General features: G+C 64.5%; 20 protein-coding genes. 13 read left to right on the top strand and 7 right to left on the bottom strand.

Annotation, left to right across the window (positions count from 1 at the left end):
- Positions 1–62: 62 nt before the first annotated feature.
- The 7 genes from IB249_RS17130 to gshB form a co-directional block, all read right to left on the bottom strand.
- Positions 63–1,334, bottom strand: a complete 1,272-nt coding sequence (locus IB249_RS17130; RefSeq protein WP_192306815.1) for a dihydroorotase — start codon at positions 1,332–1,334, stop codon at positions 63–65.
- Positions 1,331–2,350, bottom strand: coding sequence for an aspartate carbamoyltransferase catalytic subunit (locus IB249_RS17125; protein WP_192306813.1), 1,020 nt, complete (start codon positions 2,348–2,350; stop codon positions 1,331–1,333). The genes IB249_RS17130 and IB249_RS17125 overlap by 4 nt, the downstream gene beginning before the upstream one ends.
- A gap of 27 nt (positions 2,351–2,377) precedes the next feature.
- On the bottom strand, positions 2,378–2,881 hold the full coding sequence (gene pyrR / locus IB249_RS17120) for a bifunctional pyr operon transcriptional regulator/uracil phosphoribosyltransferase PyrR (RefSeq protein ID WP_192306811.1): 504 nt from the start codon (positions 2,879–2,881) through the stop codon (positions 2,378–2,380).
- Positions 2,882–2,975: 94 nt separating this feature from the next.
- Positions 2,976–3,413, bottom strand: a complete 438-nt coding sequence (gene ruvX, locus IB249_RS17115) for a Holliday junction resolvase RuvX (RefSeq protein ID WP_192306809.1) — start codon at positions 3,411–3,413, stop codon at positions 2,976–2,978.
- Positions 3,413–3,985, bottom strand: coding sequence for a YqgE/AlgH family protein (locus IB249_RS17110; protein ID WP_192306807.1), 573 nt, complete (start codon positions 3,983–3,985; stop codon positions 3,413–3,415). Before IB249_RS17110 ends, ruvX begins: the two co-directional genes overlap by 1 nt.
- A 99-nt stretch (positions 3,986–4,084) precedes the next feature.
- Entirely contained in the window at positions 4,085–4,984 is a 900-nt protein-coding gene (locus tag IB249_RS17105; RefSeq protein WP_192306805.1) for an energy transducer TonB, read from the bottom strand.
- 77 nt (positions 4,985–5,061) lie between these two features.
- Positions 5,062–6,015 carry a glutathione synthase gene (gshB, locus tag IB249_RS17100; RefSeq protein WP_192306803.1) on the bottom strand — a complete coding sequence of 318 codons (954 nt, stop codon included), beginning with the start codon at positions 6,013–6,015 and terminating at the stop codon, positions 5,062–5,064.
- Positions 6,016–6,282: 267 nt separating this feature from the next.
- Between gshB and pilG the strand changes: the two genes are divergently transcribed.
- From pilG to mdcH, 13 genes are all read left to right on the top strand, one after another.
- On the top strand, positions 6,283–6,699 hold the full coding sequence (gene pilG, locus IB249_RS17095; protein ID WP_192306800.1) for a twitching motility response regulator PilG: 417 nt from the start codon (positions 6,283–6,285) through the stop codon (positions 6,697–6,699).
- A gap of 46 nt (positions 6,700–6,745) precedes the next feature.
- Positions 6,746–7,111, top strand: a complete 366-nt coding sequence (gene pilH, locus IB249_RS17090) for a twitching motility response regulator PilH (RefSeq protein WP_007987790.1) — start codon at positions 6,746–6,748, stop codon at positions 7,109–7,111.
- A gap of 10 nt (positions 7,112–7,121) precedes the next feature.
- Positions 7,122–7,661 carry a chemotaxis protein CheW gene (locus IB249_RS17085; RefSeq protein ID WP_192306798.1) on the top strand — a complete coding sequence of 180 codons (540 nt, stop codon included), beginning with the start codon at positions 7,122–7,124 and terminating at the stop codon, positions 7,659–7,661.
- A gap of 143 nt (positions 7,662–7,804) precedes the next feature.
- A complete protein-coding gene (locus IB249_RS17080) occupies positions 7,805–9,862 on the top strand; it encodes a methyl-accepting chemotaxis protein (RefSeq protein ID WP_192306795.1) in 2,058 nt (685 codons plus the stop codon).
- Positions 9,863–9,879: 17 nt separating this feature from the next.
- Complete coding sequence (locus IB249_RS17075) at positions 9,880–15,786, top strand: Hpt domain-containing protein (RefSeq protein ID WP_192306793.1); 5,907 nt, start codon at positions 9,880–9,882, stop codon at positions 15,784–15,786.
- Complete coding sequence (locus IB249_RS17070) at positions 15,779–16,234, top strand: chemotaxis protein CheW (protein WP_192306790.1); 456 nt, start codon at positions 15,779–15,781, stop codon at positions 16,232–16,234. The genes IB249_RS17075 and IB249_RS17070 overlap by 8 nt, the downstream gene beginning before the upstream one ends.
- Before the next feature lie 249 nt (positions 16,235–16,483).
- Positions 16,484–18,154, top strand: coding sequence for a malonate decarboxylase subunit alpha (gene mdcA, locus IB249_RS17065; protein WP_192306788.1), 1,671 nt, complete (start codon positions 16,484–16,486; stop codon positions 18,152–18,154).
- Positions 18,154–19,029: a triphosphoribosyl-dephospho-CoA synthase gene (locus tag IB249_RS17060; RefSeq protein WP_192306786.1), complete on the top strand. Its 876-nt coding sequence runs from the start codon at positions 18,154–18,156 to the stop codon at positions 19,027–19,029. The genes mdcA and IB249_RS17060 overlap by 1 nt, the downstream gene beginning before the upstream one ends.
- Positions 19,029–19,328, top strand: coding sequence for a malonate decarboxylase subunit delta (locus tag IB249_RS17055; protein WP_192306785.1), 300 nt, complete (start codon positions 19,029–19,031; stop codon positions 19,326–19,328). The genes IB249_RS17060 and IB249_RS17055 overlap by 1 nt, the downstream gene beginning before the upstream one ends.
- Positions 19,321–20,172 (top strand): biotin-independent malonate decarboxylase subunit beta, encoded by an 852-nt coding sequence (locus tag IB249_RS17050; protein WP_192306784.1) that lies wholly within the window; start codon positions 19,321–19,323, stop codon positions 20,170–20,172. Before IB249_RS17055 ends, IB249_RS17050 begins: the two co-directional genes overlap by 8 nt.
- Positions 20,169–20,972, top strand: a complete 804-nt coding sequence (gene mdcE, locus IB249_RS17045) for a biotin-independent malonate decarboxylase subunit gamma (protein ID WP_192306782.1) — start codon at positions 20,169–20,171, stop codon at positions 20,970–20,972. The genes IB249_RS17050 and mdcE overlap by 4 nt, the downstream gene beginning before the upstream one ends.
- On the top strand, positions 20,966–21,586 hold the full coding sequence (locus IB249_RS17040) for a malonate decarboxylase holo-ACP synthase (RefSeq protein ID WP_192306781.1): 621 nt from the start codon (positions 20,966–20,968) through the stop codon (positions 21,584–21,586). The genes mdcE and IB249_RS17040 overlap by 7 nt, the downstream gene beginning before the upstream one ends.
- Positions 21,583–22,503: a malonate decarboxylase subunit epsilon gene (mdcH, locus tag IB249_RS17035; RefSeq protein ID WP_192306780.1), complete on the top strand. Its 921-nt coding sequence runs from the start codon at positions 21,583–21,585 to the stop codon at positions 22,501–22,503. Before IB249_RS17040 ends, mdcH begins: the two co-directional genes overlap by 4 nt.
- Positions 22,504–22,549: the final 46 nt, after the last annotated feature.

Genomic DNA, 22,549 nt, shown 5'->3' with positions numbered 1-22,549 from the left:
TCGCTCCCGTACATGCAGTGTGGGAACGAGGCCGGCTTGCCGTCGAATGCCGGCGGCGCGGCTTATGCCTGGTGGCTGATGCGGCCATCCACCAGGGTGTAACGCACCACGCCCGGCAAGCTGTGCCCGATGAACGGGCAGTTCTCGCCCTTGGACAGCCAGGTTTCACCGGCCACGGTCGACGCTGTCGGGTCGAACAGCACGATGTCCGCCGCTCCCCCCACCGCCAATTGCCCGGCTGGCAGGCGCAACGCCTCGGCAGGTCCGGCGCTCAGGCGCGCCAGCAGGGTCGGCAGGTCCAGCAAACCATCCTCCACCAGCGTCATCGCCAGCGGCAGCAGGAGCTCAACGCTGCTGATGCCCGGCTCGGTCGCACCGAACGGCGCGAGCTTGGCATCGCGCTCGTGGGGTTGGTGATGGCTGGAGATGGCCGAAACCACGCCCGACTTCACCGCCTCACGCAGACCATCGCGGTCGGCGCGGGTGCGCAGCGGCGGCTGGACGTGATACAGGCTGCTGAAGTCGATCAGGGCTTCGTCGGTCAGGATCAGCTGATACAGGGCGACATCGGCGGTCACCGGCAAACCGCGGGCCTGGGCCTGGGCAATCAGGGCCACGCCGCGAGCGCTGGTCAATTGGCTGAAGTGCGCGCGTACGCCGCTTTGCTCGACCAGCAGCAGGTCCCGGGCCAGGGCGACGGTCTCGGCGGTTTCCGGGATGCCCGGCAAGCCGAGGAAGCTGGCGGTCGGGCCTTCGTGGGCCAGACCGCCTTCGGCCAGGTCATGGTCCTGGGAATTGAAAATGACGGTCAGGTCGAAGGTCGCGGCGTACTCCAGCGCCCGGCACAGGGTGCGGGTGTTGCGGAAGCTGTCCAGGCCGTTGCCGAACGCCACGCAGCCGGCATCGCGCAATGCCACGAGCTCGGCCAGTTGTTCGCCGTCCAGGCCCTTGCTCAAGGCGCCAATCGGGAAGACCTTGGTGTTGCCGGCCTCGCGGGCGCGGTCGAGGATCAACTCGGCCACCGCCGAGGTGTCCAGCACCGGTTTGGTCTTCGGTGGGCAGCACAGGCTGGTCACGCCACCGGCCGCAGCGGCACGGGTTTCGCTGACAATCGAACCTTTACGGCTATAACCGGGTTCGCGCAGGGCGACGTTCAGGTCGACCAGCCCCGGTGCGGCCACCAGGCCCTTGGCGTCGATCGAATCGACGGCGACGAAGCCGGCCGGCGCGGCGCCAAGGGCGACGATCTTGCAGGCTTCGATGTGGATATCGGTTACTTGATCCAGGCCGCTGGCTGGATCGATGACACGGGCGCCGAGAATGCTGAGCTTCACTGGGCGTTCTCCTGCTCGAATTGGCCTTGATCTAATTGGCGCTGCGCCGTCTGCCCGCTCATGGCCATGGACAGCACTGCCATGCGGATGGCGATGCCGTAGGTCACCTGGTTGAGAATCACCGAGTGCGGGCCGTCGGCCACCGCCGACTCGATTTCCACGCCGCGGTTGATCGGTCCCGGATGCATCACGATGCAGTCCGGCTTGGCGCCGGCCAGGCGCGCAGTGGTCAGGCCGAACAGGCGGTAGAACTCGCCTTCGCTCGGCAGCAGGCCGCCGGCCATGCGTTCGCGCTGCAGGCGCAGCATGATCACCACATCGACATCTTTCAGGCCTTCGGCCATGTCGGTGTAGACCTTCACGCCGTATTGCTCGATGCCGATCGGCAGCAGGGTTTTCGGTGCGATCACCCGAATATCCGGGCAGCCGAGGGTTTTCAGGGCCAGCATGTTAGAGCGCGCCACCCGCGAGTGCAGGATGTCGCCGACGATGGCCACGGACAGGTTTTCGAAGCCGCCCTTGTGCCGGCGGATCGTCAGCATGTCGAGCATGCCCTGGGTCGGGTGCGCGTGACGGCCGTCGCCGCCGTTGATGATCGCCACCTGCGGGCACACGTGTTCGGCGATGAAGTGCGCGGCGCCGGAGTCACCGTGGCGCACGACGAACATGTCGGCAGCCATGGCTTCGAGGTTGCGCAGCGTGTCGAGCAGGGTTTCGCCCTTGCTCGCCGACGAGGTGGACACGTTCAGGGTGATCACGTCGGCTGACAGGCGCTGGGCTGCCAGTTCGAAGGTGGTGCGGGTGCGCGTGGAGTTCTCGAAGAACACGTTGCACACGGTCTTGCCGCGCAGCAACGGGACTTTCTTCACGGCCCGGGCGCCGACTTCGAGGAAGGAGTCGGCGGTGTCGAGGATTTCCGTCAGCAGCTCGCGGCGCAAGCCGTCGAGCGAGAGGAAGTGGCGCAGCTGGCCCTGATCATTGAGCTGCAGCGGGCGCTTGGTTTCTAGAGGCGTCATCGCGAAGGGGACTCTCAATAGGGCGGATTAAAGGGAGAGGTCTTGCAGTTCGAGCTTGAGTTCCGGGCCGGACAGTTTCACCCGCTCATGGGCGGCCAGCGCCAGGGTCGCACCGACGACATTCGGTCGGATCGGCAGTTCGCCGGCGTCGAGGTCGAGCAGGCACACCAGCGTTACGCTGGCCGGACGGCCGTAGTCGAACAGTTCGTTCATGGCCGCGCGGACGGTCCGGCCGCTCATCAGCACGTCGTCGATCAGCACCAGGTCCTGGCCTTCGATCTCGAATGGCAACGCCGAAGGGCGCACTTGCGGGTGCAGACCGTTCTGGCTGAAGTCGTCGCGGTAAAAGGAAACATCGAGCGTGCCGAGCGGCGCAGCGCTGCCCAGCTCCTTGAGCAGGGCCTGGGCAACCCAGACGCCGCCGGTCCGGATGCCGATGTAGCGCGGCTCGCTGATGCCGCGTTTGGCCAGGTAGGTGTCAAGACGGATCGCCATCTGGCTGATCAGTTCGGCGGGATTTGGCAAGCTCATGGTTGCTCCTTTTTGGGCCCGGGGCCGCTACGGCTTGAGATGGCCCGGGGTATCACTAAAAGAGCCGCTAGGCGGCTCTTTCGGGTTGAATGCATCAGGTTTCGAACAGCTCGCCGTTTTCATCGAGCCAGCCTTGCAACAGCAGGGCGGCGGCGATGGCGTCGACCGGGTTGTCGCGGTAACTGCCTTTCTGCCCGCCACGGGCCAGGCGCTCGCCCTTGGCTTCGAAGGTGGTCAGGCGCTCATCGTGGGTATAGAAGGGCAGGTTGAAACGGCCGTTGAGGCGGCGGGCGAACTTCTCCGCGCGGGCACACATGTCGCTGGGCGTGCCATCCATGTTCAGCGGCAGGCCGACGACCACGGCGTCGGGTTTCCACTCCTTGATCAGCGCTTCGACCTGGTTCCAGTCGGGAATGCCATTCTGTGCCTTCAGCGTGCACAGCTCGCGGGCCTGGCCGGTCACGACCTGGCCGACCGCTACGCCGATCTGTTTGGTGCCGTAGTCGAAACCCAGGATCAGGCGCAGGGCCATCAGGCGTGCCCCGCCTGGCTGGTGAGCAGGCTGAGGTTGACGCCCAGGTGCCGGGCCGCTGCTTCGAGGCGCAGTTCGCTGCTGGTGTTGAACAGGATGTCGGCGTCGAACGGGCAGGTCAGCCAGGCATTCTGCGCCAGCTCGGACTCCAGCTGCCCGGCTTCCCAGCCGGCGTAACCCAGGGTGATCAGGCTCTTGGCCGGGCCGACGCCATCGGCGATGGCGAACAGAACGTCCTGAGAAGTGGACAGCGAGAGCTCGCCTTCCAGATCAACGGTCGCCTGATATTTCTGTCCGGAGGGGTGCAGGACAAAACCGCGATCGGTCTGCACCGGCCCGCCGATGAAGATCGGCACGTGCTGGCAGAGCAGCGGCGGTTCGATATCCGGGCGCAATTGCTCGAGGATATCGGCCAGGTTCAGGTCCTGCGGGCGGTTGACCACCAGCCCCATGGCCCCATTGGCTGTGTGCTCGACGATGTAGGTCAAGGTGTGCGCAAAGTTCGGGTCGGCCATGTGAGGCATGGCGATCAGGAAGTGATGCTTGAGGTAGCTGGGGCTGACATTTTTCATGAGCGCTAGTGTGGCGTTGGAGGGGCGAACTGACAAGCTGGGGATGTGTAGGAAATGCCGCAAATCCCCATAAACGACCCTGAATCCTGTGGGAGTCGATCAGTTACTGGACAACCGATCCCCGCGCGCAAATTTCCAGGTGCGGATGATTTCCAGGCGGTCGATGTCCGACAGGTCGCCGGTAAACGGGGCGAACGGCGCCGCCAGCCTGACGATGCGCTGGGCCGCCTGGTCGAGCAGCGGTTGGCCGGAGGATTCCAGCACCAGCACTTCATACAGCGAGCCGTCGCGGTTGATCGAGACCATCAGCCGCAAATTGCCGTAGATCTGCTTGCGCCGCGCTTCCTCGGGGTAATTGAGGTTACCGATGCGCTCGACCTTCTTGCGCCATTCGTCCTTGTACCAGGCCCCCTTGTCGCGCATGGTCGAGGCCGCGCTGAGGCGGTGGATGCGCGGGCGCTTGGCATACAGCTGTTGTTCGTTGGCCAGCTCGGCTTCCAGGCTGGCGATGTCGCTGGACAACTGCTCGGCATCAAACGTCGGGGCGGCCACGGCGGGTTTGGTGACGGGCTTGGGTTCTTCGGTCTTGGGCGCCGCTTTTTTCGGCTTGGGCGCGACGGTGGTCACCGCAGCCTTGGGGGCCGTTTCCTGGACTTGCGGCTTGGCGGCCGGTGGTGGCGTGACTTTCTGCACCTTGTTGTCCTGGAACGGCGCGACCTCGGTGGTCTTGGGGATCGCTTTTTTATCCAGCGTGCCGCTGCCTTCCTGGTTTTCCTGCGCCAGAAAATCAGCCTTTTGCGGCTTCTTTTCGCTTTTGAAGGTGGCGAGGGTGATTTCCAGGGTTTTGCTGATCTGCTGGGGTTCGACCATGGTGAACCCGACACCCAGCAGCAGCGCCAGGTGAATCAGCGCCGCGAGAAACAGGGTAAATCCGAGGCGATCGGCCGGGCGCACGCCACGGTGGGCGAGTTCGGCGGGCAGGTCGGACGGCAGTGTCATGACAAGAGAACCAACATCGCGTTTTTTACAGGTCGCGGATGATAACGCAATGTTGGTTCCAACTTGGGTGTTCTACATCAACGAGCGTTGAGCTTCTGATCGATGGCATCCATCAGCAGGCCGCCGATGTCGGTACCGAACGCATTATCGATCTCGCGAATGCAGGTCGGGCTGGTGACGTTGATCTCCGTCAGATGCTCGCCAATCACGTCCAGGCCCACGAACAGCAGGCCCTTTTCACGCAGGGTCGGGCCGACTTGCGCGGCGATCCAGCGATCCTTGTCGGTCAGCGGACGGGCCTCGCCACGGCCGCCGGCGGCAAGGTTGCCACGGGTTTCGCCGACGGCCGGAATCCGCGCCAGGCAGTAATCCACAGGCTCGCCGTCGATCATCAGGATGCGTTTGTCGCCGTCCTTGATTGCCGGCAGGTAGGCCTGCCCCATGATCTGCTGGGTGCCCAGCGCCGTCAGGGTCTCGAGAATCACCGACAGGTTCGGGTCGCCCGCGCGGTGGCGGAAAATCGAGGTGCCGCCCATGCCATCCAGCGGCTTGAGGATCACATCGCCATGTTTCGCCGCGAATTCGCGCAGCACGTCGGCACGGCGGCTGACCACGGTGGGTGGCGTGCAGTGCGGGAACAGCGTGGCAAACAGTTTTTCGTTGCAGTCGCGCAGGCTCTGCGGCTTGTTCACCACCAGCACGCCCGCGCGCTCGGCCTGTTCCAGCAGGTAGGTGGAGTACACGAACTCCATGTCGAACGGCGGATCCTTGCGCATCAGGATCACGTCCAGGTCGCTGAGCAGCGAGTCTTGCTCGGCGTCCAGTTCGAACCATTTTTCCGGGTTGGCGAACACTTTCAGGGGACGCATCCGCGCCCGTGCCTGGCCTTCGGCCTGGTACAGGTCCGGCTGCTCCATATAGAACAGTTCCCAGCCGCGTTTCTGCGCGGCCAGCAACATGGCCAGCGAGCTGTCCTTTTTATAGGAGATGCTGGCAATGGGGTCCATGACAATCCCGACGCGAACGCTCATGGGTTTTTCCTCGAAATGGGGGGTATGTCGATCTGCGGGAGCGAGCGGGCCCGCGCCTGCAAAAGACCGTAAAAAGTGGCGTCAGAGTGGCGCCGAGTGTGTCCCCGGTCAAGGAAAAACCATCGAGCAGGCTGGCCGATAGATTGCGTTTGGAGACTGTGCTAAAAAGGCTGCCATGTCGTACGGACCCTTGCGTATCAAGGGTTTCGAGCCACCGAAGGTCCGAAAACGGACAAAATGATTCGCAAAGGCGACGGTAGAGCATTTATGGATCAGCATTCCAGCGCCTTGAAGGTCATGGTGATCGACGATTCGAAGACGATTCGCCGCACCGCCGAAACGCTGCTGAAGAACGTGGGATGTGAGGTCATCACGGCCGTCGACGGGTTCGATGCCCTGGCCAAGATCGCCGACAATCATCCGGGCATTATCTTTGTCGACATCATGATGCCGCGCCTGGATGGTTATCAGACCTGCGCCCTGATCAAGAACAACAGTGCGTTCAAGTCCACGCCGGTGATCATGCTGTCGTCCAAGGACGGGCTGTTCGACAAGGCCAAGGGGCGCATCGTCGGCTCCGACCAGTTTTTGACCAAGCCTTTCAGCAAGGAAGAACTGTTGAATGCGATCCAGGCCCATGTACCGGGCTTCGCCGCCGTTTTGCCGCAACAGGACACGCAGTGACGCCCGGCCATCGGGCCCGGCGTCGACAAGAAGAATGGGGAAAACCATGGCACGTATTCTGATCGTCGACGATTCGCCGACCGAAATGTACAAACTGACCGGCATGCTGGAGAAGCACGGTCATGAAGTCTTGAAAGCCGAGAATGGCGCCGATGGCGTGGCGCTCGCCCGCCAGGAGAAACCCGACGCCGTGCTGATGGACATCGTCATGCCCGGCCTCAACGGTTTCCAGGCGACTCGCCAGTTGACCAAGGATCCGGAAACGGGGCATATCCCGGTGATCATCATCACCACCAAGGACCAGGAAACCGACAAGGTCTGGGGCACGCGCCAGGGCGCCAGGGATTACCTGACCAAGCCGGTCGATGAAGACACCCTGATCAAGACCCTGAACAACGTGCTGGCCGGCTGATACCCCAACCATGACCGAGTCGCTGACCGCTTTCGAACTGCTGTTGCAGATCGACCAGCGCTGTCGCCTGCTGGCGGCGGACCTGCCGTCGCAGCCTGCCCGACAGGACAGCTGGAGCGGCATCGGTTTTCGCCTCGGCGAGCACTGGTACGTCGCGCCCATGGGCGAAGTCAGCGAAGTCCTGCACGAGCCGCGGCTCACCCCTATGCCCGGCGTCAAGCCCTGGGTCAAGGGTGTGGCCAACCTGCGCGGGCGTCTGTTGCCGATGATGGATCTGTGCGGCTTCTTCGGTCATGAACTGTCGACCGTGCGCAAGCAGCGACGGGTGCTGGTGGTGGAGCATCAAGAGGTGTTTGCCGGGTTGCTGGTCGATGAAGTCTGCGGCCTGCAACACTTCGAACAGGACAGTTTCGAGCCGCTGCCGGTGGGTGAACGACAGGGTGCCAAGGCCGAGTTCGTTCGCGGGCATTTTCGCCGCGAGCGAGACTGGCGGGTGTTCAGTCTGTTTGCGCTGGCGCGGTCCGTGAGTTTCATGAACGTAGCGATATAGCAGTAACGACACAGAGCATCTGTGGGCGCGAGCCTGCTCGCGATTGAACGATAACGCGGTGTGCCTGGCTCACCGTGGCGCCCGAATCGCGAGCAGGGCCCGCTCCAACAGGACTCCGGTAAGGTTCAAATGGGCGAGGACCGATGACGAAAGCAAAAACAGGCAAGCCGGAAGGGTCGCGCAGCCGATCGCAGATCATCGTGCTGTTCATCGCGCTGATTGTCTTCATCATGCTGTTGTTCGCCAACTTCGCTTACCTCAACACGCAAGCCACGTACGACAAGCAGTACATCGGCCACGCCGGCGAGTTGCGCGTGCTGTCCCAGCGCATCGCCAAGAACGCCACTGAAGCGGCTGCCGGCAAGGCGGCAGCGTTCAAGTTGCTGAGCGATGCGCGCAACGACTTCGCCCAGCGTTGGGGCTACCTGAAAAAAGGCGACCCGGCCACCGGCCTGCCGCCTGCGCCGTCCACCGTGCGCCCGGAAATGCGCGCGGTGCAAATGGACTGGGAGCGCCTGCTGAAAAATACCGACGCGATCCTGTCCAGCGAGCAGACCGTGCTGTCCCTGCATCAGGTGGCCGCCACCCTGGCCGAAACTGTGCCGCAGTTGCAGGTCGAGTACGAGAAGGTCGTCGAGATCCTGCTGCAGCGTGGCGCGCCGGCGACCCAGGTGGCCATGGCCCAGCGCCAGTCGCTGCTGGCGGAGCGCATTCTCGGCGCGGTGAACACTGTGCTGTCCGGCGACGAAAACTCACAGCAGGCGGCCGATGCGTTCGGGCGCGACGCCACACGTTTCGGCCAGGTGCTCACGGGTATGCTGCAGGGCAACCCGGCGTTGAAAGTCAGCCAGGTCGAAGATCGCGATGCCCGTGCCCGGCTGATCGAGATTTCCGAGCTGTTCGAATTCGTCTCGGGGTCGGTGGACGAAATCCTCGAAACCTCGCCGGAGCTGTTCAAGGTCCGCGAGTCGGCGACCAATATTTTCAGCCTGTCGCAAACCCTGCTCGACGAAGCCTCGCAGCTGGCCATCGGGCTGGAGAACCTGGCCGGCGGACGCGATACCGACACCATTGGTGGCTATGTGCTGGGGCTGCTGGCCTTGATGTCGATCATCCTCATTGGCCTGGTGATGGTTCGCGAAACCAACCGCCAGTTGCGCGAGACCGCCGAAAAGAACGAGCGCAACCAGAACGCGATCATGCGCTTGCTCGACGAGATCGAAGACCTGGCCGACGGCGACCTGACCGTGACAGCCTCGGTGACCGAGGATTTCACCGGCACCATCGCCGACTCGATCAACTATTCCGTCGACCAACTGCGCGACCTGGTGGCCACGATCAACCTCACCGCCGGCCAGGTGGCGGCCGCTGTGCAGGAAACCCAGGCGACCGCCATACACCTGGCGCAAGCCTCGGAGCATCAGGCCCAGCAGATCAGCGAAGCATCCACGGCGATCAACGACATGGCGCAATCCATCGACCAGGTGTCGGCCAACGCCGCCGAATCCTCGGCGGTCGCCGAGCGCTCGGTGGAAATCGCCAACAAAGGCAACGAGGTGGTGCACAACACCATCCACGGCATGGACAATATTCGCGAGCAGATCCAGGACACCGCCAAGCGCATCAAGCGCCTGGGCGAGTCCTCCCAGGAAATCGGCGACATTGTCAGCCTGATCGATGACATTGCCGATCAAACCAACATCCTCGCGTTGAATGCGGCGATCCAGGCCTCCATGGCTGGTGATGCCGGACGCGGTTTTGCCGTGGTGGCCGACGAAGTCCAGCGCCTGGCCGAGCGTTCGTCCGCCGCGACGCGGCAGATCGAGACACTGGTGCGGGCGATCCAGGCCGACACCAACGAAGCGGTCATCTCCATGGAGCAGACCACCACCGAAGTGGTGCGCGGCGCACGTCTGGCGCAGGATGCCGGAGTGGCCCTGGAAGAAATCGAAGGGGTCTCCAAGACCCTGGCCGCGCTGATCCAGAGCATCTCCAATGCCGCCCAGCAGCAGACCTCGTCGGCCGGCCAGATTTCCCTGACCATGAACGTGATCCAGCAGATCACCACGCAAACCTCGTCCGGCTCCTCCGCCACGGCCGAGAGCATTGGCAACCTGGCGAAAATGGCCAGCCAGTTGCGCCGCTCGGTATCCGGTTTCACCTTGCCGGCCGCCAAGGCGCAGACTGTGGATAAAGTGTGACGCGCACGGGAGTCGTTATGGGTGATCGGCACGACTATGTAGCCCTCGAGTGGGTCAAGGGCGAGATTGCCGAAACGTTGAAAGTGGCGCATCAGGCGATAGAAACGCTGCTGGATGACCCACAGGCGCCGCACGCCCTGGACGAGTGCCTGGCGTGCATCCATCAGGTTCACGGCAGTTTGCAGATGGTCGAGTTCTACGGCGCGGCCCTGCTCGCCGAAGAAATGGAGCACCTGGCCAGCGCCCTGCAACAGAGCCGGATCAGCCATCGCGACGAGGCGACTCACCTGTTGCTGCAAGCCTTGGGGCAATTGCCGGTCTATCTGGACCGTGTCCAGGCTGCGCGTCGCGATCTGCCGCTGGTGGTGCTGCCGCTGATCAACGATCTGCGCAGCGCCCGGGGCGAAAGCCTGCTGTCGGAAACCAGCCTGTTCGCCCCGCAATGGCCGGAGTTGCCGCCGCTTGACGACGAGGCGCTGGCGTTGCTGGAACCGGCGGACCTGCCGAATGTGTTGCGCAAACTGCGCCAGATGTTGCAGATGGCCCTGGTCGGGTTGCTGCGCGAACAGGACGATGAAACGCACCTCGGTTACCTGGCCAAGGTGTTTTCCCGCCTGGAAGGGTTGTGCGGCAACGCGCCCCTGAGTCCGTTGTGGCAGGTGGCCTCGGCGCTGGTCGAAGGCATGCGCGGCGGCGCGATAGCCAACAGCCCGGCCCTGCGCAGCCTGTTCAAGGACGCCGACAAGGAACTCAAGCGCGTGCTCGAACAGGGCATGACCGCGATCAACCAGCCGGCGCCGCCGGAGCTGCTCAAGAGTTTGCTGTTCTACATCGCCAAGGCCGAACACCCCACCGGACAGATGCTGACCATGAAAGACCGCTACGCACTGGACGATGCGCTGCCTGACAGCGCGATGGTCGATGAAGAGCACGCACGGCTGGCCGGCCCCGACCGCGATGCCATGCGCTCGGTGCTGGCCGCGCTGTGCGAGGAACTGGTGCGCGTGAAAGAGCGCCTCGACCTGTTCGTGCGCAGCGACCGCCAGCACACCTCGGACCTCGACAGCCTGCTCGCGCCGTTGCGGCAGATCGCCGACACCCTGGCGGTGCTGGGCTTCGGCCAGCCGCGCAAGGTCATCATCGATCAACTGGCGGTGGTGCTGAGCCTGGTCCAGGGCCAGCGCGCACCCGACGACGCGGTGCTCATGGACGTCGCCGGTGCCTTGCTCTACGTCGAGGCGACGCTGGCCGGCATGGTGGGCACCGTCGAACCGGAGAATCCGGAAGACAGCGGGCTGCCGACCACCGACCTGACGCAGATCCATCAGATCGTGATCAAGGAAGCCCGCATCTGCCTGCAGCAGGCCAAGGACATGATCGTCGACTACATCGACGCCGACTGGGACCGCCAGACGCTGCAACCGCTGCCGGCCCTGCTGACCCAGGTGCGCGGCGCACTGGCGATGATCCCGCTGAGCCGGGCGGCGAGCCTGATCGACACCTGCAACCATTTCATCCGCGATCATTTGCTGGTGGAGCCGGGGCAGCCTGACTGGGAAGAATTGGACAGCCTGGCCGACGTCATCACCAGCATCGAGTATTACCTGGAGCGCTTGAGCGACGACCCGGAGACCACCAGCGAACAGTTGCTCGACGTCGCAGAGACCAGCCTCGCCTCGCTCGGGTTTTTCCCCAGCGAACACGATGTGCCGGTGCTCGACGATGTGCTCAGCCCGAGTGAGGCGCAGGTGATGCAGGACTTGCAGGAACTGGACGATCCCGATGTCGTTCAGACCTTGGCCGATGTCCTCGCCAATCCGCTATCGGCGGTCAATCCGCCAGCACTGAGCACGCCGGGCAGCCTGTTACCGCCGCCGGCAGGCGAAGCAGCGGTGGACGAGGAACTGCGCGAGGTGTTCCTCGAGGAGACCGAGGAAGTCCTGGACATCCTGCGCGAGTACCTGCCCCGCTGGCTGGCCGATCCCGCCGATGAGTCGAGCCTGGGGGAATTGCGTCGGGCCTTCCATACGCTCAAAGGCAGTGGGCGCATGGTTCGTGCACTGGTGCTGGGCGAACTGGCCTGGGCTGTGGAAAACCTGCTCAACCGTGTGTTGGAACGCAGTGTCCAACCCGCTCCTGCGGTGCACAAACTGTTGGACGATGTGCTGGGCCTGCTGCCGGAGTTGATCGATGAATACGCCGATCATGCCCAGCGCCAGCGTCTCGACGTCGACCAGTTGGCCGCCCGTGCCCATGCCCTCGCCAAGGGCGCTGAGCCGCTGGCCGATGAAGACGTGCAGGACGTCGCGGCCCTGGACCCCTTGTTGCTGGATATCTTTCGCAAGGAGGCCGAGACCCACCTGGCAAGCCTCAACCGGTTCCTCGATCAGGCGGCCGAGCATGTGCCGTTGCCCGCCAGCGACGAGTTGCAACGGGCCTTGCACACGCTCAAGGGCAGCGCCTCGATGGCCGGCGTGTTGCCGATCGCCGAACTGGCGGCGCCCCTGGATCAACTCGCCCGCGAATACAAGGCACACCTGATCGCCCTGGACCTGGACGAAGTCGAGCTGCTGCTGGAAGCCGAAGGCGTTTTCCGCCTGGGGCTGCGTCAGCTCAAGGTCGATCCGCTGGCGCCGATCCCCGGCGCCGCGCCGCTGATCCAGCGGACCCAGGCCGTTCTGGCCGAACGTCTGGAGAAATTGATGGCGGCGCCGAGCGCGACGCTGCGAACCAAGCGCGATCCGCAGTTGATCAACAATTTCCTGGCCCAGGGCATGGACATCCTGCTGGACGCCGAGAGCCTGTTGCAGCGCTGGCAGGAGCATCCCGGCGAACGCCAGGAACTCAGTGCGCTCCTGGATGAATTGACCACCCTGGGCGAGAGCGCGCACCTGGCCGACCTGCACCCGGTGGACGAACTCTGCGAAGCCTTGCTCGACCTGTATGGCGCGGTGGAAGAAAGCAGCCTGGCGGTTGACCAGCGGTTTTTCCACGAAGCCCAAGGGGCCCACGAGGCGCTGATCAACATGCTCGACGAACTGGCCGCCGGCCAGGAAGTCAGCCCGCAACCGGCGCGTGTCCAAGCTCTGCGCGACCTGCTCGATGAAGGCCTCGACCCGTCGGCCCTGGGTCTGGTCCGCAGCGACGGCAGTCGTCCCCTGAGCATCCGTGACCTGAGCGATGCCACCGCGGAACTCGAGCGCACGCGCACCGTCGCTCCCACCGCGGACCTTGACGACGAGATCGTCTCGATCTTTCTCGAGGAGGCGGTGGACATCCTCGAAAGCGCTGGCCAGGCCCTGCAGCGCTGGCTGGACGACCCGGAAAACGCCGCGCCGCTGCTCTCGCTGCAGCGCGATCTGCACACCCTCAAGGGCGGTGCGCGGATGGCTGAAGTCGAACCGGTCGGCGACCTCGCCCATGAGCTGGAAAGCCTCTATGAAGGGCTGGTCGATCGGCGCTACAACCACGCCGAGGCGTTGGCGCAGTTGCTGCAAAAAAGCCATGACCGGCTGGCCCAACTGCTTGAACAACTGCAGACCGGCAAACCCTTGAGTGACCCGGCAGAATTGATCGAGGCCATCCGTGCGTTCCGCCAGGGCAAGGCCGGCGCGCCTGAAATCGCCGAGTCGTCACGGGCGCAGGAGTCGGCGGGGCATGATCCGGAGCTGCTGGACATCTTCCTCGAGGAAGGCTTCGACATCATCGAGAACTCCGGCGCGGCGTTGCTGCGATGGCAGGCCGACCCCTCCAATCGCCAGGAGGCGGAGACCCTGCTGCGTGATCTGCACACGCTCAAGGGCGGTGCGCGAATGGTGGAAATCACGCCGATCGGCGACCTCGCCCATGAGCTGGAATTCCTCTACGAAGGCTTGTCTGCCGGGGTTCTGAAGCCCACCGAGGCCCTTTTCGAACTGTTGCAGAGCAGCCATGACCGGCTGGCGCACATGCTCGATGCCACCCGCGCCGGGCTGGCCTTGCCGTCGGCGGACCGACTGATCGAAGCGATCCGCAACTTCAGTCATCAGGCGCAGGATGCGGCGGTGCCGGTGCCCGTTGCGCCCAAGATCGAAGCGCCGACCCCACCAGCCGATGCCGGTGCCGACCAAGTCAAGGTGTCGGCGGAACTGCTCGACGACCTGGTCAACCTGGCCGGTGAAACGTCGATCTTCCATGGCCGCATCGAGCAGCAGGTCAGCGATGCGCAGGTGACGTTGAGCGAGATGGAAACCACCATCGAGCGCATGCGCGACCAACTGCGCCGGCTCGATACCGAAACCCAGGGGCGGATTCTCAGTCGCCAGCAGGTCGATGCCGAGCGTTCCGGCTACGAAGAATTCGATCCGCTGGAAATGGACCGCCACTCGCAGTTGCAGCAACTGTCGCGGGCGCTGTTCGAGTCCGCCTCGGACTTGCTGGACCTCAAGGAAACCCTCGACCGGCGCAATCAGGATGCGGAGAACCTGCTGCAACAACAGGGCCGCATCAACAGCGAACTGCAGGAAGGCCTGATGCGTACGCGCATGGTGCCTTTCGAGCGCATGCTGCCGCGTCTGAAACGCATCGTCCGCCAGGTCGCCGGGGAGTTGGGCAAGGACGTGGCCTTCGTGGTCGGCAATGCCGAAGGCGAGATGGATCGCAACGTGCTGGAGCGCATGGCGGCGCCACTGGAGCACATGCTGCGCAATGCCGTCGACCATGGCCTGGAGCCCGCCGACGTGCGCCTCGCGGCGGGCAAGCCGGCGCAGGGGCGGATCACCCTCGACCTGTCCCGCGAAGGCGGCGACATGATTTTCGATATTCGCGACGACGGCGCCGGCGTGCCGCTGGAGGCGGTCCGGCGCAAGGCGATCAAGCGCGGCTTGCTGGCCCCGGACAGCGACATCAGCGATCGCGACGTGCTGCAGTTCATCCTGCAACCAGGGTTCTCCACGGCCGAGAAGATCACCCAGATCTCCGGGCGTGGCGTGGGCATGGACGTGGTGCATGAAGAGGTCCGGCAGTTGGGCGGCAACATGAGCATCGACTCCGTGCCGGGGCAGGGCGTGCATTTCCGTATTCGCCTGCCGTTCACCGTCTCGGTCAACCGGGCGCTGATGGTGCATTGTGCCGAGGATCAATACGCGATCCCGCTGAACACCATCGACGGCATCGTGCGCGTGCTGCCCAACGAACTCGAGGAGCATTACCGGCTCGATCCACCGACCTACCGGTATGCCGGGCAACGCTACGAACTGTGCTACCTGGGCGAACTGCTGAAGACCGGCCCCCGTCCGAAGCTGCTGGGCCAGAGTCAGCCGTTGCCGTTGTTGCTGGTGCAGTGCAACGAGCGGCACATCGCGGTGCAGGTCGATGCCATGGCCGGCAGCCGGGAAATCGTGGTGAAAAGCCTCGGCCCACAATTTGCCACGGTCCAGGGCCTGTCCGGGGCGACGATCCTCGGGGACGGTCGGGTCGTGCTGATTCTCGATCTGCTGGCGCCGCTGCGCGCCATGCAGGCACAGCTCGCGCAACGCGCGCAGGCACCGGCCAGCGAGCCCGAACCGCACAAGCCTTTGCTGGTGCTGGTGGTCGATGACTCGGTCACCGTGCGCAAGGTCACCAGCCGCTTGCTCGAACGCCACGGCATGAGCGTGCTGACCGCCAAGGACGGGGTCGACGCCATGCTCCTGCTCGAGGAGCACATGCCCGACCTGATGCTGCTGGACATTGAAATGCCGCGCATGGACGGTTTCGAAGTCGCCACCCAGGTGCGCGCCGACGAGCGCCTGAAGCATCTGCCGATCATCATGATCACCTCGCGCACCGGCCAGAAACACCGCGATCGCGCCATGGCCATCGGCGTCAACGACTACCTCGGCAAGCCCTATCAGGAATCGGTGCTGCTCGACAGCATCGCGCTGTGGAGCAAAACCCATGCTTGAGCACCGCACCAGTCAACTCACGGGCCTGCTGTTGCCGATGGCCGACCGCCATCTGATCCTGCCCAACGTGGCGGTTGCCGAGTTGATCGACTACCAGCCCGCCGCCTTCGACCTCGACACCCCGCCGTGGTACCTCGGCCGGGTCGTGTGGCGTAATCGGCAGATTCCCCTGATCAATTTCGAATCCGCCTGCGGCCAAAAAATCGTCATTGGTGAGCGCGCCCGCATCGTCATCCTCAATGCCCTGGGCGGGCGGCCTGAACTGAAATTCATCGCGATGCTGGTCCAGGGCATCCCGCGCTCCTACAAGCTCGACAGTCAGTTGAGCTATGTGGATGTGCCGTTGTGCCCGCTGGAAAAAGCCGCGGTGCAGGTGGCCGACCAGGTGGCGAGGGTCCCGGACTTGCTGGCGCTGGAGGAGATGCTGGTGGCGGCGGGTTTGGGCTGAGAATTGAAGATTCCCAAAAACGGATCAGTGGTTCCTTTTTGCGACTGATAGGGTGACATCGACGAGATCGCTCGATGGGCTCAGACAGTGCGATCGTTCGCGTTGTGTCACGAACGGCGCAATCTTGCAGAATACGAAGGCTATGTAGATTCATTACTCTGACCGTAACAATCGTTCGCCGGGCTTGATTGATGCTTGCCGCCCAACCCTCCTAAGGTGACCCCACGACAGCGAACCCGTGGAGTGGTCATGACAACAAGAATATCCCCCGACTCGCGATGGAGCCGGCGGCGCAGCGAGAAGCAGCGACGTCTGGAGCTGGTCAAGGGCCTGGCTGACGGTGTGGTCCTGCCCACCGAGCACATTGTGGCGGCACTGGAGGCGTTGATCCTGCCGGGCGACCGTGTGGTGCTGGAGGGCAACAACCAGAAGCAGGCGGATTTCCTTTCGCGCTCCCTGGCCAAGGCCGATCCGGGCACGCTTCACGACCTGCACATGATCATGCCCAGCGTCGGTCGCGCCGAGCACCTGGACCTGTTCGAGCGCGGCATTGCCCGCAAGCTCGACTTCTCCTTCGCCGGCACCCAGAGCCTGCGCATCAGCCAGCTGCTGGAGGACGGCCTGCTGGAAGTCGGGGCCATCCACACTTACATCGAGCTCTATGCGCGGCTGGTGGTGGACCTGATTCCCAACGTCGTGCTCTCGGCCGGTTTCATGGCCGACCGCGCCGGCAACATCTACACCGGGCCCAGCACCGAAGACACCCCGGCGCTGATCGAACCGGCCGCGTTCAGCGACGGTATCGTCATCGTCCAGGTCAACCAGTTGGTGGACGACGTCAGCGACCTGCCTCGGGTCGACATTCCCGCCTCCTGGGTCGATTTCGTGGTGGTGGCCGACAAGCCGTTCTACATCGAGCCGCTGTTCACCCGCGACCCCCGGCACATCAAGCCTGTGCACGTGTTGATGGCGATGATGGCGATCCGTGGCATTTACGAAAAACACAACGTCCAGTCCCTGAACCACGGCATCGGTTTCAACACTGCCGCCATCGAGCTGATCCTGCCGACCTACGGTGAGTCCCTTGGCCTCAAGGGCAAGATCTGCCGCAACTGGACGCTCAACCCGCACCCGACTCTGATCCCGGCCATCGAAAGCGGCTGGGTGGAAAGCGTGCATTGCTTCGGCACCGAGCTGGGCATGGAGCAGTACATTGCCGCACGGCCGGACGTGTTCTTCACCGGGCGCGATGGGTCCTTGCGTTCCAACCGGATGTTCAGCCAGCTGGCCGGGCAGTACGCGGTGGACCTGTTCATCGGCGCCACCCTGCAGGTCGATGGCGATGGCCATTCCTCCACTGTGACCCGTGGCCGCCTCGCCGGTTTCGGCGGTGCGCCGAACATGGGGCATGACCCTCGCGGGCGGCGCCACGGCACGCCGGCGTGGCTCGACATGCGCCACGGCGGTGCGGCCGAGCCGATGCTCGAACGCGGCAAGAAACTCGTGGTGCAAATGGTCGAGACGTTCCAGGAGGGCGGCAAACCGACCTTCGTCGAAACCCTCGACGCCGTGGAAGTGGCCAGGAAAAGCGGGATGCCCCTGGCACCGATCATGATCTACGGCGACGACGTCACTCACCTGCTGACCGAAGAAGGCATCGCCTACCTGTACAAGGCGCGTTCGCTGCAAGAGCGTCAGGCCATGATCGCCGCTGTTGCCGGCGTGACGGCCATCGGACTGCGGCACAACCCGAAAGACACCGCGCGCCTGCGCCGCGAAGGGTTGATCGCCTTGCCCGAAGACCTCGGCATCCGCCGCACCGACGCCACCCGCGAACTGCTGGCGGCGAAGAGCGTGGCCGATCTGGTCGAGTGGTCCGGTGGCCTCTACAACCCGCCCGCCAAGTTCAGGAGCTGGTAATGCACGCCTTCAATCTGCAACCCAAACCTCTCACCCTGGCTGAACGGCTGGCGGACCTGGCGGTGGACGCGTTGATCGACGAAGCCGACCTGTCGCCGAAACCGGCACTGGTGGACCGTCGCGGCAATGGCGCACACACCGATTTGCACCTGGGCTTGATGCACGCTTCGGCGTTGTCGTTGTGGCCGGCGTTCAAGGAAATGGCCGAAGCCGCCATCGAGCTGGGTGAAATCGCCTTGCCGCTGCGCGAAGCCATTGGGCGGATCGGCCGGGAAGGGGAGCACGCCATGCTCGCCACGACCGGCGGGGTGAACACCCATCGCGGGGCCATCTGGGCCTTGGGCCTGTTGGTCAGCGCCGCCGCCCTGGCGCCGCAATCCTGCATGGCCAGCTCGATCACCTTGCGCGCTGCGCGCCTGGCATTGCTCGACGATCGCTACGCGCCACGCCCCTTGAGCCATGGCGCGCAGGTGGCCCAGCGCTACGGCGCGCATGGTGCCCGTGAAGAAGCCCAGCTCGGCTTCCCCGCCGTGATGCAACGGGCGTTGCCGCAACTTCAGCGCAGCCGCGCCGCCGGTCATGGCGAACAGAACGCCCGACTCGATGCGTTGCTGGCGATCATGACGCGCCTGGCCGACACCTGCGTGCTTTATCGCGCCGGTGAAACCGGCCTGCACACCATGCAACAGGGCGCCCAGGCCGTGCTCGACGCGGGCGGCAGCGCCAGCCTCGTCGGTCGCCGGCGCCTGCATGAACTGGACGAACAATTAATCGCCTTGAATGCCTCGCCCGGCGGTGCAGCGGACTTGCTCGCTGCCTGCCTGTTCATCGACCGTATCGGCTCGGCTGACGGCATCCACCCGGGAGCGTTTTGATGGAAACCTTGACTTTTGAATTTCCCGCCGGGCAGCCGCCGCGCGGACGGACCCTGGTCGGCTGTGTCGGCTCGGGCGATCTGGAAGTGCTGATCGAACCGGGGCAACCCGGCACACTGAGCATCACCGTACAGACGTCGGTCAACGGCAGCGAACAACGCTGGCAGCATCTGTTTGCGCGGATGTTCGACGGCCAGACACCACCGGCCATGACCATCGACATCCACGACTTCGGCGCGACGCCGGGGGTGGTTCGCTTGCGCCTGGAACAAGGCTTCGAGGAGATTGGCCATGACTGATAACGCCGCACTCCTGCACAAGCGCAGTTTTATCGAACTGGGTGCGCGGCAGCGGGCGAAAGCCTTGCTCGATGCCGGCACCTTCCGTGAATTGCTCGACCCGTTTCAACGCATCATGTCGCCATGGCTGGCGCGCCAGGGCGTGGTGCCGCAAGCCGATGACGGCGTGGTGATCGCCAAGGGCAGCATTGGCGGTCTGCCAGTGGTGCTGGCGGCCATCGAAGGCGCGTTCCAGGGCGGCAGCCTCGGAGAAGTCGGCGGGGCGAAGATTGCCGGCGCCCTGGAACTGGCGGCCGAAGACAACCGCAATGGCATTCCCACGCGCGCCGTGTTGCTGCTGGAAACCGGCGGCGTGCGCTTGCAGGAAGCCAACCTCGGGCTGGCGGCGATTGCCGACATCCATGCGGCGATTGTCGACCTGCGCCAGTACCAACCGGTGGTCGGGGTGGTGGCGGGCAGTGTGGGCTGCTTTGGCGGGATGTCGATTGCCGCCGGGTTGTGCAGCTACCTGCTGGTGACCCAGGAGGCCCGGCTGGGCTTGAACGGTCCGCAAGTGATCGAACAGGAAGCCGGGCTGGCGGAGTACGACTCCCGCGACCGGCCGTTCATCTGGAGCCTGACCGGTGGCGAACAGCGGTTCGCCAGTGGCCTGGTGGATCGGTATGTCGCCGACGACGTGGCGCAGATTCAGCAGCAGGTCAGCGAGTTGCTGCACCAGGGGTTGCCGGAACAGCCCCGCAGCCGTCAGGCCGATCTGTTTCTGCAACGGCTGGCCCGCCTGGACGCCGAGCCGCAAATCGAGCCGGCAACGGTTCGCCACCTGTACCAAGGAGAGCGCCCATGAGTTCGTATTCCCTGAGGGGTTTGCACTGGTTCAACGCCCTGAGTGCAGGGGCGAACACTGTTGAAGGCTTGCCAACGTCGTTGAAAGTCGCCGATGGCGTATTGGGCGAGCAGGCGGTGCGCTTCATTGCGGTGGTGGCCGATCCCGACAACCGTTTTGTCCGGGCACGCAACGGCGAAGTCGGTTTGCTCGAAGGCTGGGGACTGGCCAAGGCAGTGGATGACGTCATCGTCGCCGATGCGCAGAAAGCGCAAAAGCGCCCCTTGATCGCCATCGTCGACGTACCGAGCCAGGCCTATGGCCGACGCGAAGAAGCGCTCGGCATTCACCAGGCCTTGGCCGGCGCGGCGGACAGCTACGCCCGCGCACGGCTGGCCGGCCACGCGGTCATTGCGCTGCTGGTGGGCAAGGCGATGTCGGGAGCGTTTCTGGCCCACGGTTATCAGGCCAACCGCTTGATCGCGTTGCGCGATCCGGGGGTGATGGTGCATGCAATGGGCAAGGCTTCGGCGGCGCGGGTGACCCTGCGCAGCGTCGAAGAACTCGAGGCGCTGGCCGCCAGCGTGCCGCCGATGGCCTATGACATCGACAGCTATGCCGGCCTGGGTTTGCTGTGGGAAACCCTGTCGGTGGAGCGGATCGAACAACCGACCGCAGCCGACCTGACGCGGGTCACTGAGTGCCTGAGCCAGGCCATCGGCGATGTGGCCGCCAACGGCCGCGATTTGAGCAGCCGCCTGGGTGCCGGCAATCGCGCGGCGTCGAGCCAGGTTCGCCAACTGCTGAGAGCGCAGTGGTGAGTACTTTTCTGGCCCACGACCTGCTCTGGGGCATGTCCCCCGGGCAGTTGCCGTCGGACGCGCCGGGCTGGGCGGTCGAGTCGCTGCGCGCCGGTCAGCCGGTGGTGGTCCGGCGTGCACTGAGTGCGGCGGGCCAGGTCGCGGTCGGCGTGCGTGGGCGCCTGCGCGAACAGCGTTACGCGACACTGATGGCGGTCGAGTCGGTCCAGCGTTGCGTGAGCCCGGAAGCCCTGTGTCATGTCTCGACGGACCGCGACTTGCCGGCCCTGCGTGCGCTCGACCAGTTGCGTCCGATACTGGATGAGTGCGGTTGGACCTGGGGTGTCAGCGGCAGCGCCGGCTTCGAGTTGGCCAGCGGTATTCGGGCCTTGCACGAGGGCAGCGATCTCGACCTGATCCTGCGCACGCCACAACCGATGGAGCGCTCCCGGGCGCAGGCCTGGGTGAAGATTCTGGACTCGGTGGTGTGCCCGGTCGACATGCAATTGCAGACGCCGTTTGGCGCGGTTGCCCTGCGTGAGTGGGCCGGTGCGGCACACCGGGTGTTACTGAAAAATGCCAGCGCAGCCTGTCTGGTCGCGGATCCGTGGCAGCCGCTGGAGCAGGTGGCATGAGCAGCCTGCTGGTGTTTCCCGGCCAGGGCGCGCAGCAGCCGGGCATGCTTCATCGCTTGCCGGCGCCAACGCTGATCGAGGCCAGTGACGTCTTGGGCGAGGACGTCCTGCGGCTGGATGCGGCCGACGCGTTGAAGTCGACACGGGCCGTTCAGCTGTGCCTGCTGATCGCGGGGGTGGCCGCCGCACGTCAGCTGGCGATGGCGCCGGACTACGTCGCGGGCCTGTCCATCGGTGCCTACCCGGCGGCGGTGGTGGCGGGCGCATTGAGTTTCAGCGATGCATTGCAACTGGTGAGTCTGCGCGGTGAGCTGATGCAACAGGCCTATCCGCAGGGCTATGGCATGACGGCAATCATCGGTCTGGACCTGGCGACAGTGGAAGCTTTGCTGGCGCAGGTCCACAGCACCGATTCACCGGTTTACCTGGCCAACATCAACGCCGATAACCAAGTGGTGATCGCCGGGAGCGATGAGGCGATGAAGGCCGTGGCCGGGCTGGCGAAGGCGCGTCGCGGGGCGTGTACCTGTGTGATCAAGCGTCTTGCGGTCAGCGTGCCCTCCCACTGCCCGCTGCTGGAGGCACCGGCGAAAGCCCTGGCGCAAGCGTTCGCCAGTGTGACACTGAACACCCCGGTTTTGGGTTACCTGAGCGGCAGTCGTGCACGGCCCTTGGTCAAGCCCGACGCCTTGCGCGACGACCTCGCGTTCAACATGTGCCGCGTGGTGGATTGGCGCGGCACGGTGCAAAGCGCCTACGAGCGCGGCGTACGTCTACAGATCGAACTGCCGCCCGGTGCGGTGTTGACCGGGCTGGCGCGCCGGGTGTTCGAGCAGGGCACCGTGATGGCTTTCGACGGTGCGCGGCTGGACACCTTGCAGGCGCTGTTGCGAGAGGAGGGAAGCCGCCAACTTTAAATCACCGACTCAGGCCTTCGAACAACAAAAACAACATTCGACGATG

Source organism: Pseudomonas sp. PDM04, from assembly GCF_014851765.1.
GTDB lineage: Bacteria > Pseudomonadota > Gammaproteobacteria > Pseudomonadales > Pseudomonadaceae > Aquipseudomonas.
Note: the sequence above shows the minus strand (reverse complement) of the source record. Positions and strands in the feature narration are given on the sequence as shown.